Source organism: Segatella intestinalis, from assembly GCF_029348455.1.
In the GTDB taxonomy this organism is placed as follows: Bacteria; Bacteroidota; Bacteroidia; order Bacteroidales; family Bacteroidaceae; genus Prevotella.
In genome coordinates this window covers 53,847-68,245 of record NZ_JARJVV010000015.1, presented here as the reverse complement: position 1 = coordinate 68,245, position 14,399 = coordinate 53,847, and the positions used below count along the sequence as shown (strand labels likewise).

Here is a 14,399-nt window from a genome sequence, read left to right as displayed (position 1 = left end):
ATTGTTTTAAGTAAAAAAAAATTAGCACATTTTCTCCAAATAATCTTTAGGAATATATGCTGTAAAAATCGTTCCAACACCTTCGATTATTAATCCAACTCTTGTCTGTCCCTTGATTCGACAAACTTTACCTTCAAAGCCAACAAACTTTCCTCTGACAATTTTCACCTTGTCATCCTTTGTAAACTTAAATTTGGCGTCAGGAACAAACAACTTATCCTCTTCTTCTACAGCATTCCACTTGATAAAAAAATTCATTTGCTTTGCTGGTATCACCAAGGGTTTGATGCCTTTCCTGCCAACCATTCTTCCTGTTTCATCCCTATAAGGTACATAATAATGATGAAAGAAACCGAGTTCACCCTTGCCCACATATTTTTTCATTTCAGCCTCTGTGCTCTTTACAAACAAGAAGTTAGGAATTAAGGACACCTGTTTGTTTTTACGCTTACCATTCTGCACAATACATTTATCTTGCACTGGCAAGAAAACCTCTATTCCTTTCGCCTCCAAAAAATCCTTTGCTTTCTTCTCTTGTCCATACGCAGCCCTCATCAAAAACCAAACCGCCTCTTCCACATTTGCTGCAGAAGAGGCGGTTTTTATATTGTCTGTAGAACATTTTGCACTCAGCTTTGAAACATAAGTAGGGGTCACCCCATTATGTATTTTATAGGGAGACATGGCTACATTTTGTATGCCACTTTTAGGAGAGTTAACTCCTTTGTTTTGTCCTTTAAACAAAGAGACAGGCCTTTTATTATTAGGCATAGATTTAGAACAGTTATAACATAAAAAAGAAAAAGCGGGGATCATGCCTAGTTACCCGTTCTACAAACTGAGGTCCTGAGATTACCCATCATCGCTGAACGAGCAACCACAGACCCCACGCCGATATGAATTATATACATCATGATATAATCACACAACGTGACATCTGCTAGTTGCCATGTTCTTGACGATGATTTGAAATTTCTCAGGTTTCAGTTTGTCATGAACAAGCGTGTAGCAAACGCCCTTCCAAATTTATATTTGTCCCACTCCCTTGCTGTCCCCTGCATTATTCATGCATTCTACAGCTATCGGCATGGGATATATTTGCAAAAGTACAAGAAATAAATGGAACTTCAAAACTTTTTCCAAAATATTTTTCAAAAAAGATAAAAACAGATGTGTTTATGCATTAGATGATATGGGTAGTTAAGAAAAGTAGAAAAGAATGACAAGAAGAAACAAGTTTAAGTCATCCTTTCAAGCATAAATATACTTATTGGGGAAGAGCATCACCTATAAAGAAGACTCCACACTAAAGTTTCCTTTATAAAGGAAATTTTCAATCATTTTCTTTTCCCTATAAAGGAAACTTGAAAGTATACACCGATATTTCAACCAACATCATATAATATTAACTAGAATCTTGCAAAGTTATCAATGACATTCACGTCATACCACTTTGGAAGAAGCAAATGAAAGAGATCTAAGACTCGCACACCCATAAATAGAAGCCCTAATTAGATAAATAGCGACTATATTCCTAAAAACAGGTCAGCATCAGCCTGACGTGTTTCCTTGGAACGTTTGAATCTACGGGCTATTTGCTGTTTCAGCACCCTGTCAACAACAACCTTACATATAGCCCAAGCTACCAAATACCCCATGGCTAAACGGTAGTCGTAAACAGCCCATACCAACACTGCCAACATCCACATCCATTTTACGATGAGCATGAGAACCTTACAGTTTCTCGCATAACTACTCTCACGCTTATCAATGGGATTATTATAAGACTGGTGCTTGCCCTGTCCATCTACTATAAAGCTGTAGCGATGATTGTTGTATGTGTAATAAGTGAAATAGAAGGGAACATAGAGAAGTTCACCTTGGTTGGTTAGTTCGATGTTGGTAGAAGTCTTTAACTTGCGCACCTTTTGATTGCCAATCTGAGCATGCACGCTGCGCATCGCCAACTCATCCGTATGTGCCTTGCCCCACTTCTTCCATACATCCTCTGCACTCATAGTAGACAAGGCAGTGAGAATATGACTATCAGTGGCATCAATGTTGTCTGCCACAAAAGGACTCAGAGCCTCTGCATCGTAAGGCAAGCAAGCTGTAAAGTCGCGAAGTTCCTTGGGAAGTTCACCCTTGCCATCGTTGGCTAAGAACAAGTAGGCCATCTTGCCTGTTGCTTTGCCATGAAGCTGCTGCTGATTAGCGCCATTGCCGCTCCACGCCACCTGATAGGTACCCTCATAAAGATACATAGGCAGATAGATACAGAATACCTCCTCGGCATCGATGGCCTGGAAAACATCGCATGGAACAAAGTCGATATCAACCAAAGTTTGCGCCATCAAGTGCTTAAAACCATCTACATCAATGGTAGGCGACACATAACGCAAAGGCATGTGCGCTTCAACCGTCTGAGGTACATGGCTATTCATACGGTTATGACAAACAGGGCATGTTATAACCTGGTCAAATTCAAAGAAGTATGTTAGCTTAGCATTGCATGCCGGGCATTTCAACACTTGCAATTTACTTGTCTCTTCCATATATCTTCCTATTTTAATATTTTTCCTATGGTAATTCTATTATAGAGACATGATTTCCCTTAAAGGAACCATAACAAAATCTCTTTCCTCCATCAGGGGATGAGGAATCTTCAGGTCGGGCTGGTCTATACGAAGATCATCATACAGTAGAATATCTATATCTATAATGCGGTCGTGATATTCACCATTCACCGATTTGAGCTTACGGCCCATCTCTTGCTCCACCTTCTGAGTAGCCTCAAGCAACTGGCGAGGCGCCAAAGGAGTGAGCACACAGGCACATGCATTGATAAAGTCGTTGGGCGAAGAATAGCCCCACGGCTTAGTTTCATATAGAGCTGACTGGCGCTCTACGTCGCCAATCAGCTCTCCTATCTTTTCAAGAGCCTCACGGATGTTACGTTTGCGATTGCCTAAATTGGATCCGAGACTCAGATATACTCTATGCATGTATACATAAATATGTTATTGAACGATGCTTCGCCTAAAACAAACGAAGCCATTTACTGCCTCAACTATCACAGATATTAGTCGTTGAGAATGAGCAGAGAGTCGCCAAAGCAACCAAACATATAGCCATTCTTCAAAGCCTTCATATAGGCTTCATATACAAGGTCGTAACCTCCAAATGCAGCAGTACTCATCATCAGTGTAGATTCAGGATGATAGAAGTTGGCCACCATGCAATCGGCCAGTCCGAACTCATAAGGAGGGAAGATAAACTTATTGGTCCATCCGTCAAACTCCTTCATCATTCCATCTGTACCCACCGCAGTCTCTGTAGCCTTGACCACACTTGTACCGATGGCACAAACATGATGACCGGCACGCTTGGTGTCGTTGACCAGTTCGCAAGCCTCCTTGCCGATATGCATCTGCTCGGAGTCCATCTTGTGCTTGGTAAGGTCTTCCACCTCGATTTCATGGAAGTTGCCCAATCCACAATGCAAGGTAATAAATGCAGAGTTGATGCCTCTGATCTCCATACGTTTCATGAGCTCGCGCGAGAAATGAAGCCCTGTGGCTGGCGCTGTTACGGCACCTTCCTTCTCAGCAAAAACGCACTGGAAGTCTTCCATATCTTCCTCTGTGGCATGGTGTACCTCGCGATTGTCGATAATATAACGTGGCAATGGAGCCTCACCCAATGCAAAGAGCGAACGTTTGAAGACATCGTGCTGACCGTCCTCGTCATAGAGGAAGCGAAGAGTACGTCCACGGCTGGTAGTATTGTCGATTACCTCAGCCACCATCTCGTTGACATCATCAAAGAAGAGTTTGTTTCCTATACGAATCTTACGGGCTGGTTCTACGAGCACATCCCAGAGTCGCATCTCCTCATTCAACTCTCTGAGCAGGAACACCTCAATCTTGGCATCGGTCTTCTCCTTGGTACCATAGAGTCGTGCAGGGAACACCTTGGTGTTGTTGAATACAAACGTATCTCCCTCATCGAAATAGTTGACGATGTCCTTGAACTCAATAAACTCGCCTTCGATAGGATTTCCGTTAGCATCCTTGCGGTACATATCTATGGTTTCCGACTTTTTGTGTAAAACCATCATACGCGCCTCATCACGACGGGTTACCTCAAAGGTACGTTCCTCTCCGGTAGATGTCTTGACGATACGCTTGGTCTTGTGGGGATAAAGCGCCACTTGTGCCTCAGGCAACTTAAAGTTGAATTGTGACAGTTTCATGTTATATTTGTCTCCTTTCTAATGGTTACTAATTATATTCTATTACTATTCTGGAAATATCAAACTTGATGGATGTCTTCTATTTCCTGTTGTTCGAGCCATTCCCTGAAATTTTCGAAACTCACACAGTTGTCGACAGTAAAGTCGCCCACTCGGGTTCTTCTCAACTCAGTAAGAAAGGCTCCGCTTCCAAGTGCCCGACCTAAGTCGCGAGCCAAGGAGCGTATGTAAGTTCCCTTACCACATACTACGCGCAAACCGAGTTGCTTGGTCTCGTCGTCGTAATGGGTAAGTTCTATCTCGTCTATACGAACGCTCTTTGGTTTGAGCGTCACATTCTCTCCCGCCCTGCGCAAGGCATAGGCTCTGTCGCCATTGACCTTGACAGCACTATAAGTAGGCGGCACCTGCTGAATGTCACCGACAAACTGAGGCAACGTTTCCTCTATGAGCTGTCGGGTAATATGACGGGTGGGATAAGTATGATCGACCGTATGTTCAAGATCATAGCTGGCTGTCGTGGCTCCCAACTGAAGTGTCGCTGTGTACTCCTTAGTATGAGTCTGCAGCTGTTCTATCTCCTTGGTCTTCTTTCCTGTGCAAAGCACGAGCACGCCTGTAGCCAAAGGGTCGAGCGTACCTGCATGTCCTATCTTCACCTTATGGTGCAAAAACTTAGAAAGTACGTATCTGATATGTGCCAAAGCCCCAAAACTTGACATACGATAAGGTTTGTCGATGGCAATGATTTCTCCTGTCTGGAAATTCATGTCTGGCAAAAGATTTGTCGTTACTTATTAAAGAAGAGAGAAAAGAATGGTGGCTAAACCTGCTATGGCACAATAGACGCCAAAGTAGATGAGTTTGCCTTTCTTAACAATATTGATCATCCATTTGCAGGCAAGACAGCCAGAAATAAAGGCAGCCACAAAGCCAATAATCATAGGCAAGGTATCAACACCTCCAAGTGTTTCCTCTCCTTTCAGTCCTTTGATTAGGTCGAGCAACGCCTCGCCAAGTATAGGAGGAATGACCATGAGGAAAGAGAATTGTGCCATCTTCTCCTTCTTATTGCCCAACAGAAGACCTGTTGCGATGGTGGTACCTGAGCGGGAAAGACCTGGCAAAACAGCCAAAGCCTGGCCCAGACCAATGACAAACGCATGCCAAAGGCTTATGTTCTCACGCTGACGTGGTTTAGCATAATAAGAGAAAGCAAGGACCAGAGCAGTTACGAGCAACATGCATCCTACTATGAGCAGTCCAGAACCGAAGATTTTTTCTACTTCATCCTTGAAGAAGACTCCAACGACGCCAACAGGAATCATGGAGACTACAATATTAAGCGCATACTTAGTCTCCTCGTTCATCTGGAACTTAAAGAGTCCTTTCAAAATCCAGTCGATCTCTTTCCAAAGTACTACCAAAGTACTCATGACTGTTGCTACATGCACCAAGATAGTAAAACCCAGATTAGCCTCACCGTCAATACCAAACAAATAGGCACCAATAGCCAAATGACCGCTACTACTAACTGGCAGATATTCTGTAAGTCCCTGAACAAGACCTAACACCAAGGCTTCAAACCAATTCATTGATAAATACTATTTTTTATTATTGAATAATGTGTAAGTATCGGGATATAAATATTACTTATTGTCTTTTGGCTTACGAATGACAGCATAAATAATAGAAAGAAACCCAAACAGAGTAACTACTGGTGCTACAACGATACGGCGTGTGCTGAAGATATCGGTATCGAAAGTATGCTCGTCTGAGCCAGATCCGCTCATCAAGAGAAAACCGATGATGACAATAGCCATCCCCACAGCCAAGAGGATGAAGTTTACTTTGCCGAATGCTAAATTTTTCTTATCCATTTATTATATATATATTAATAATGTGTAATGTTCGATATTCTAAATCTTATACAAGTCGCCAGCCTTCATCTTGAGGAATTTGTTGACAGAGATGCTGGCACAGATGGCAGTAATGATGACTCCAAAAAGGAAAACTGAACCACCCGTTATGGCAAGTTCCTGCCATCCCATCACCATGAGCAGTTCTGGCTCATGCACATACCATGCATAAAGACTGCCTCCCAAAAAGCCGTTGGCAATCAATGCCGACAACAATCCAATCAGTATGGCCCTATTCACAAAGGGACGTCGGATGAATCCCCATGAGGCACCAACAAGTTTCATCGTGTGTATCGAGAAACGTCGGGCGTAAATGCCGAGCCTTACGGTATTGTTGATCAGCGAGAAAGATATAAACGTGAGGAGAGCCGCCACGATGAGCAATCCGATGCTTATCTTGGTCAGCATTTGATTCACCTGCTCTATCAGGTCATGCTGGTAAGACACCTCTGTAACACGTGGATAGGCCTTCAGTTCCTTGGCCACCCATTTCAGAGAGTCATTATTGGCATAGTCGGCCTGTGCTGTCAACTCGATAGAAGGCTGGAAAGGATTGACTCCGGCAAACTCACTGGGGTTTACTCCAAGATCGTGAGTAGCCTCCTTAAGAGCCTTCGCCTTCGAAATATAGTTGATTGACTTGACATAAGGCTTGGCTTTCAGCTGTTTGCACATCTGAACGACCTCAGAATTGGTCATATCCTGTTCAAGCATCACGGACACGACAAGGTTCTCCTTCACATAGGAGGAGAGATTTCTTCCCATAAGAACGGAGAATATGACCAGTCCGAGCAAAACGAGCACCATGGCGGTGCTTATACATAGAGTTACCACCTGCAATCCTCGGTGACTGCTGGGCTTATATTGTTTCTTTCTCATTTACCAAAAGGGTATAATATTCCAAATTTGGTGCAAAGTAACAAAAAAATGTGCGAATAAACGAAAGTTTAATAGACATTAACACAAGAAAGGAGAGTCACCCCATGGGTCAACCCTCCCTTTGTGTATAAAGAAAAAATCGTTTATTATAACTTTCGCAACTTACATCTTGGTGATGACACCTTTCTCTGTACTTTCGAGGAACTTGATGATATTGCGCACTTCTTCTCCGTCTGGCACCTGATCCTTGATCTGATTGATGGCATCAAAGAGAGATGTCTGACCGTGGAAGACAAGTCGATAAGCATTAGCTACATGCTTGCGAACCTTCACGTCTATATCGGCAGCCTCCATGATAATGCTGTTAGGACCCGCATACTTCACAGGCTTACCACCCGCAATAATATAAGGTGGAATATCTTTGGAGAAAGTTGTTCCTGCCTGTATCATCGCCAAGTCGCCAACTCTGGTCTTGGCATTTTCTACTACAGATGTAGAGTAGATGACGCCATTACCTATCACACAGTCGCCAGCTATCTTGGTTCCATAACCGAACACGCAACTGTTGCCTATCACGGTATCGTGAGAGATATGGGCACCTTCCATAAGAAAGTTGCTGTTGCCAAGCACTGTTTTACCACCCTTGTGAGTACCTCGGTTGATAACCACATTCTCACGGATAGTATTGTTATCGCCAATCACTACTTCACTCTCTTCACCAGTATAGTTGAAATCCTGTGGGAGGGCAGCGATAACGGCAGCCTGGAATACCTTATTATTATTACCCATGCGAGTACCATTCATGATGCTCACGAATGGATAGATGGTACAGTTGTCACCGATAACCACATCGTCCTCAATATAGGCGAATGGATATATCTTGCAGTTGTCTCCTATCTTAGCCTTTGGAGAAACCTCTGCCTTTGGACTGATTATACTTGCCATAATAATCTAACATTTTACATTTAACACTTAACATTACTTGGCTCCACCACCCAATGCATAGTATAGGTTGACCACAGCCTGCATCTTGTAGAAGTCGTCAGCCACCTTGGAGAGCTGTACATTGAGCAATGAAGACTGTGCCTGGATAACCTCAAGATAAGAACCACCAGCCTCGCCCATCAACTTACGGGTGTCTTCTACGTTCTGCTTGAGTACCTCGATCTGCTGCGCCTCGATTCTTCCCTTCTCGTCGGAAGAGTTGTAGAGTACGAGGGCATTGCTTACTTCGCTGCCAGCCTTCAACACTGCATCCTGCCAAGTGTTGTAAGCCTGCTCGTACTGCATCTTAGCCACCTTGAGTCCTGCAATGAGTCTTCCATTCTGGAAGATAGGCTGAACAAGTGAACCCACAGCAGAGAGAAGCCACTTTCCAGGATTTACGATACCAGCTCCAGCTGAGTTGGTAAAGGCACCAGCACCAGAAATAGTGATAGAAGGATAGAACTTGCTGCGGGCAGTCTCCACTCCATAGAAGCACTGCGCCAAGTTCATCTCGGCTGCATGTACGTCAGCCCGATTGTTGAGCAACTGCAAACCTACTCCTGTAGAGAAGTTGGCAGGAAGACTCTGATTATCAAGTTTGCCCCGTGCAATGGCATGAGCCTGCTCGCCAAGAAGAAGGCTGAGCGAGTTCTCTGTCTCACGAATCTGCCGCTTCAGGTCTGCTTTCTGTGCAAGAACAGAGTAATAGTTAGACTCTGCTGCCTGCACCGATGTTGAGCGATAACCCATCTTGGCATCCTTGAGCAACTGCATTGTTTGCCATGTGTCCTTGGTAAGACCTTCCATATCGTTCACTATCTCAAGCTGCTTGTCGAGCATGAGGAGCGAATAGTACATATTGGCAATATTCGCAACGAGGTTCGTCTGTACAGACACCTGGTAGTCCTTTATCTGCAACAGCGCCATCTGAGCACCGCGCTTCTGTGAAAGAAGATTGCCAAAGAGGTCAACACTCCATGACGCATTCACTGGCAGCGTATAAGTCTTTGTCGCTTTGTTACCGTCCCAAGAAGAGATGGTTCCCTGTGGGGTAAATGTAAAAGAAGGTATGAAAGCCAACTTGGCACACTTCAACTGCTCCTCAGCCATCTTTACGTTCAAAGCAGCATTGAGGAGATTGGCGTTATTGGCAAGTCCCTTCTCGATAAGAGTCTGCAACTGTGGATCGGTGAAAACGCTGCGCCAAGGAATATTGGCAAATGATGTAGTATCCTTCACAGCCAACGTATCGGATATAGAAGCTGAATCGCGTACGATACCATTAGTTTTCACATCAGGACGCTCATACTTTCCGTAGAGAGTCTTGCAGCTGCTCAATGAGAGCGCTGCGAGACCCAATATGATAATATTTAAATTCTTTTTCATTGTTTCGTTTGAAGTTACAACGTTATTACTTCTTCTCGATACCTTTTCTGCGATGAGCAGCATTGGCATACTGCTCCAACTCTGAGACAGCCTCGGCATTGAACTCGTCCTCAAACTTCAAAGGAGTAAGCTTCTCCTGCAACCACTCGAAGACGGCGAAGAGAGTTGGGACGACGAAGATCTGACAGATTGTACCGATCAACATACCACCTACAGCGGCAGCACCCAAAGTCTGGTTACCATTCTTGCCTACACCTGAAGCGAACATCAGAGGCAGCAGACCAATAACCATCGCCAGAGAGGTCATCAAGATAGGACGAAGACGGGCTCCGGCACCTAAGATGGCAGAATACTTGATAGCCATACCCGTACGACGACGCTCAAGGGCAAACTGCACAATCAGGATGGCGTTCTTTGCCAACAGACCGATCAACATAATCAACGAAATCTGCATGTAGATATCGTTGGAATGGCCGAAGAGGTTGGTGAAGACGAAAGCACCTGCCAAACCGAATGGGATAGACAACACTACCGACAGAGGCAAGATGTAACTCTCGTACTGAGCACTCAGAATCAAGTAAACGAATACGATACAGAGTGCGAAGATAAGACCAGTAGAGTTGCTTGACTCTGCCTCCGAACGTGTCAGACCAGAGTATTCATAACCATAACCCTCTGGCAATGTCTGCTTAGCCACCTCGGCAATAGCCTTCATACCGTCACCGGTAGAATAGCCGCTGTTAGGAGTTACAGACACATCCATTGAGGTAAAGAGGTTGAAACGTGTGATGTTGGATGGACCATAAATCTTCTTCAAGTTCACGAACTCGCTCACTGGAGACATAGTGCCATCAGCACAACGTACATAAATCTTATTCAAGTCGTCTGGATGCATGCGGTTTTCTGGACCAGCCTGAATCATGACACGGTAGAGCTTACCATAGGCATTGAAGTTGGATGCATAAAGACCACCGAGGTAACCCTGCATCACAGCCAATACAGAAGATGGAGAAATACCGGCCTGCTTGGTCTTGGCAACATCCACATCCACCATGTACTGAGGATAGTTAGGGTTGTACTGTGTCTGCGCAGTCTGAATCTCAGGACGAGCATTCAGTTCCTTCAAGAAAGCCTTCACGTTGGTATAGAATCTGTTCAGATCGCCACCCGTCTTATCCTGCATAGTCATGGTAATACCATTCTGTACAGAGAAACCGGAAATCATAGGTGGAGCGAAGGCCAGAACCTGTGCATCCTTGATCGTGGCAGTCTGCTTGTAGATCATACCCAACACAGAAGTATATTCCATAGGGTTGACAAACAGCGCCTCGATACCGCCACCCGTACAAGCCTCCTTAATACGATGGAAGAATCCGCCAGGGCGGTCCTCGAATGGCTTCAGTTTGACGATGATAGTACCCTGGTTAGAACCAGCACCACCGATAAAGCTATAACCCATGATGGCGTTACGGGTTGCGATGGCTGGGTTGTTGGCCAACATCTTGTCCACCTGCTTAACCACCTGGGCGGTACGTTCCTGAGTTGTACCAGGAGCGGTAGAGATACAAGCGAAGATTGTACCAGTATCCTCATCAGGCACAAGTCCAGTCTTGGTAGTACCCATCAGGGCAACCAAGCCCACGATACTGACAGCCACCAAGCTACCAGCGATAATGCCATGACCGATAACCCACTGTACACCTTTCTTATATTTATTGGTAATCTTATCAAACTGATAGTTGAACCCTGCATGGAAGCGGTCGATAAGCGACAACTTCTTCTCGCCATGCTCCTCATCATGTGGTTTCAATAACACCGCACAAAGAGCAGGAGACAAAGTCAACGCATTGACAGCAGAGATGACGATTGACACCGCCATGGTAACACCGAACTCACGATAGAAGTAACCAGATGTTCCACCGATGAATGATACAGGAACGAACACGGCAGACATCACCAATGTAATAGAGATGATGGCGCCGGAGATTTCGTTCATCGCATCGATAGATGCTGTCAGGGCACTCTTGTAACCCTGGTCGAGCTTGGCGTGAACCGCCTCTACTACCACGATGGCATCATCGACCACAATCGCAATAGCCAACAGCAGGGCGGACAGCGTCAGCAAGTTGATGGAGAATCCGAATACCCAAAGGAAGAAGAACGCACCAACCAAAGCCACTGGCACGGCAATCATAGGGATCAGCGTAGAACGGAAGTCCTGCAAGAAGATATACACCACGATGAACACCAATACCAAGGTGATGATCAAGGTGAAGATAACCTCCTCGATAGATGCGAACAAGAACTCGGTAACATCCATCAGGATGACGTTCTTCAGTCCTGGAGGATAACTCTTCTCCAACTCATTCAACTCCTTCTTCACATCGCTTGCAATCTGGGTAGCGTTGGAACCGGCAATCTGCTGAACCATACCCATCACAGCGGGCTGACCATCATTGAGCAAGTTGACGTTATACTGCAAACCGCCCAACTCTATCTTGGCAACTTCGCCGAGACGGAGAGTCTGACCTGAGGTATTACTCTTGATCAAGATATTCTCATACTCGATAGGAGTCTTCAAACGACCCTTGTAACGCAAAGTATATTCATACTGCATATCAGAGCTCTCACCAAAGCTACCAGGGGCAGCCTCGATGTTCTGCTCTGCCAAAGCCTGCGAAATATCAGAAGGAACCAATCCGAACTCCTTCATCTTCTCTGGCTTCAGCCAGATACGCATAGAGTAGTTACGGGTAGAAGGACTCTGCACATCACCCACACCATTGATACGCTTCAACTGAGGAACGACGTTGATCAAGGCATAGTTGGTAACGAACTGGTCGTCGTAACGGCCATCGTCTGTGGTCAGAGCGAACATGATCACGTTGGAGCTCTGACGCTTGGTTACGGTCACACCCACCTTGGTAACCTCGGCTGGCAGCAATGACTGTGCCTGGGACACACGGTTCTGTACGTTGACCGCAGCCATATCTGGGTCGGAACCCTGCTTGAAGTAAACGGTGATGCTGGCATAGCCTGAGTTTGACGCAGAAGATGTCATATAGGTCATGTTCTCCACACCGTTGATGCTCTCCTCCAAAGGAGCGATGACTGAATTCAATACCGTCTGAGCATCAGCACCCTGATAGGTGGTAGACACCGAGATGGTAGGCGGCGCGATATTCGGGTACTGCTCAATAGGCAGCGATATCAAGCCGATGGTACCCAGCAAGACGAAGAAGATGGAAACCACCGTCGAAAGCACTGGGCGCTTTATGAAGTTTGTAAATGTCATAATCTTGTTTTAAATTATAAATTATAATGTATCATGCATTCTTCCGTTGCAGGAATCACACACGTTCATTCTTTTATTCTTGTTGATTATTTATAATTTACTTACCGCTCATGGTTTTTGCAAACTCATGTGCATTATCCTGCGACTCAGCCATCTTGGCAGCCTCAGCAATTTTCTGATTGTAACGTTCTACGGTGATAGGCTTGATCTGCTGACCATCGGTCAACTTGGTAATGCCCTTTACTACCACACGGTCGCCTACGTGAAGACCAGAAGTTACGATATAGTTCTTGCCGTCATCCTGTGGATTCACCTTGATCTCAGAATACTTCACCTTGTTGTCCTTGGTGACGATGTAAACGAAGATCTTGTCCTGAACCTGTGAGCAAGCCTCCTGAGGTATGACGATAGCGCTGTTGTTGTCGTTAGGAACAACGATAGAACCGGCGCCACCACTCTTCAACAACTTCTCTGGGTTGGGGAAATGAGCGATAAGAGATACAGAACCAGTGACAGCATCGATGACACCACTCATCTTGACAACCTTACCTGGGTGATTATAGACAGAACCGTCAGCCAACTGCAACTTAACTGCAGGGAATGCGGCGATAGCAGCCTGAATACTGCCATTGGTCTTAGACATATTCAAAATCTGAGACTCGGAGAGTGAGAAGAACACCTCCATGGTGCTGATGTTGGAAACTGTAGTAAGAGCCTGACCTGAAGCGCTTACCAAAGCACCTACCTTAAAAGGCAAGCTGCCAACAACACCTGCAGAAGGACTGGTAACAGTACACCAAGCCAACTGCTCGCGAGCTGAAGCCAAAGCCGCCTCAGTCTGCGCTACCTGAGCCTTAGCTGTAGCATAGCTGTTGGCTGCAGTAGAAAGTTCATACTGACCAATAATCTTGCTGTCGAAGAGCTTCTTGTTGTTCTCATAAGTCAACTTAGCTGTGTTAGCCTGTGCCTTCGCTGTATTCACAGCTGCTGCAGCAGAGCGAACGGCAGCCTGATAAGTCTCGCTGTCGATAGAGAAAAGAGGCTGACCTGCAGAAACAGTCTGACCCTCATGTACAAACACCTTTGTTATGAAACCCGAAACTTTCGGACGAACCTCTACATCCTGAATACCTTTAATTGTAGCAGGATAAGTAGTCTGCAAAGCGGCGCTGGTAGTTCCTATAGTCACTACAGCAAACTCATCATCGCCGAAGTTAGGCAGACCGCCCTTCTTGCTTCCGCCACATGATGTTAAAGTTGCGAGAGCTGCAAGAGCTGCAACAAACAAAACGTTTTTAATCTTCATACCTATTTATTTAAATACAATTGTTATTATTATTAATCTGTTATTCAACATGCCACTACAGCACATTGTCATTGCCTTTTTACAAGTAATCCGACTTCCTTATGTCGAAAACTCAAAATATCAATAGAGTTTTTAAAGGCGGTGCAAAATTACTAATATTATAGCAATATTGTACATTTGCCAAGTGTATTTTAACATTAATTATTTTGTATTTAGAGTTTTCCTCATGTAAGGAGCCTATTAAGCCTAATCTTGCCATCTATTAAGGCCAACACCGGTCGTCTATTAAGACCGAGCTTGGTCATCTATTAAGACCAAGTCTGGTCATCTATTAAGGCCAAGTCTGGTCTTTATAGGTGACGAAGCTCAGTA

12 protein-coding genes are annotated in these 14,399 nt (G+C 44.9%); all 12 read right to left on the bottom strand.

Annotated elements, in window-relative coordinates; genetic code table 11:
• Window positions 1-21 precede the first annotated feature (21 nt).
• Window positions 22-771, bottom strand: a complete 750-nt coding sequence (locus P3T48_RS10960) for a UpxY family transcription antiterminator (protein ID WP_217757867.1) — start codon at window positions 769-771, stop codon at window positions 22-24.
• Between the two features lie 755 nt (window positions 772-1,526).
• On the bottom strand, window positions 1,527-2,444 hold the full coding sequence (locus P3T48_RS10955; protein WP_276506702.1) for a hypothetical protein: 918 nt from the start codon (window positions 2,442-2,444) through the stop codon (window positions 1,527-1,529).
• Window positions 2,445-2,594: 150 nt separating this feature from the next.
• Entirely contained in the window at window positions 2,595-3,005 is a 411-nt protein-coding gene (gene folK / locus P3T48_RS10950) for a 2-amino-4-hydroxy-6-hydroxymethyldihydropteridine diphosphokinase (protein ID WP_217757869.1), read from the bottom strand.
• A 77-nt stretch (window positions 3,006-3,082) separates the two neighbouring features.
• Window positions 3,083-4,255, bottom strand: coding sequence for a tRNA preQ1(34) S-adenosylmethionine ribosyltransferase-isomerase QueA (gene queA, locus P3T48_RS10945; protein ID WP_022251828.1), 1,173 nt, complete (start codon window positions 4,253-4,255; stop codon window positions 3,083-3,085).
• 59 nt (window positions 4,256-4,314) lie between these two features.
• Entirely contained in the window at window positions 4,315-5,025 is a 711-nt protein-coding gene (gene truB, locus P3T48_RS10940; RefSeq protein ID WP_158463167.1) for a tRNA pseudouridine(55) synthase TruB, read from the bottom strand.
• Window positions 5,026-5,052: 27 nt separating this feature from the next.
• Window positions 5,053-5,850: an undecaprenyl-diphosphate phosphatase gene (locus P3T48_RS10935; RefSeq protein WP_276506701.1), complete on the bottom strand. Its 798-nt coding sequence runs from the start codon at window positions 5,848-5,850 to the stop codon at window positions 5,053-5,055.
• Between the two features lie 54 nt (window positions 5,851-5,904).
• Window positions 5,905-6,135, bottom strand: coding sequence for a DUF3098 domain-containing protein (locus tag P3T48_RS10930; protein ID WP_022251825.1), 231 nt, complete (start codon window positions 6,133-6,135; stop codon window positions 5,905-5,907).
• Window positions 6,136-6,174: 39 nt separating this feature from the next.
• On the bottom strand, window positions 6,175-7,053 hold the full coding sequence (locus P3T48_RS10925; protein ID WP_158463131.1) for a cell division protein FtsX: 879 nt from the start codon (window positions 7,051-7,053) through the stop codon (window positions 6,175-6,177).
• A 162-nt stretch (window positions 7,054-7,215) separates the two neighbouring features.
• Window positions 7,216-7,998: an acyl-ACP--UDP-N-acetylglucosamine O-acyltransferase gene (gene lpxA, locus P3T48_RS10920; protein ID WP_022251823.1), complete on the bottom strand. Its 783-nt coding sequence runs from the start codon at window positions 7,996-7,998 to the stop codon at window positions 7,216-7,218.
• A gap of 33 nt (window positions 7,999-8,031) precedes the next feature.
• Complete coding sequence (locus P3T48_RS10915) at window positions 8,032-9,426, bottom strand: efflux transporter outer membrane subunit (RefSeq protein WP_276506700.1); 1,395 nt, start codon at window positions 9,424-9,426, stop codon at window positions 8,032-8,034.
• Between the two features lie 25 nt (window positions 9,427-9,451).
• Window positions 9,452-12,721 carry an efflux RND transporter permease subunit gene (locus P3T48_RS10910; RefSeq protein WP_276506699.1) on the bottom strand — a complete coding sequence of 1,090 codons (3,270 nt, stop codon included), beginning with the start codon at window positions 12,719-12,721 and terminating at the stop codon, window positions 9,452-9,454.
• 97 nt (window positions 12,722-12,818) lie between these two features.
• The gene (locus P3T48_RS10905) at window positions 12,819-14,027 is read right to left on the bottom strand and encodes an efflux RND transporter periplasmic adaptor subunit (RefSeq protein WP_276506698.1); all 1,209 of its coding nucleotides are present in this window, start codon (window positions 14,025-14,027) and stop codon (window positions 12,819-12,821) included.
• Window positions 14,028-14,399 lie beyond the last annotated feature (372 nt).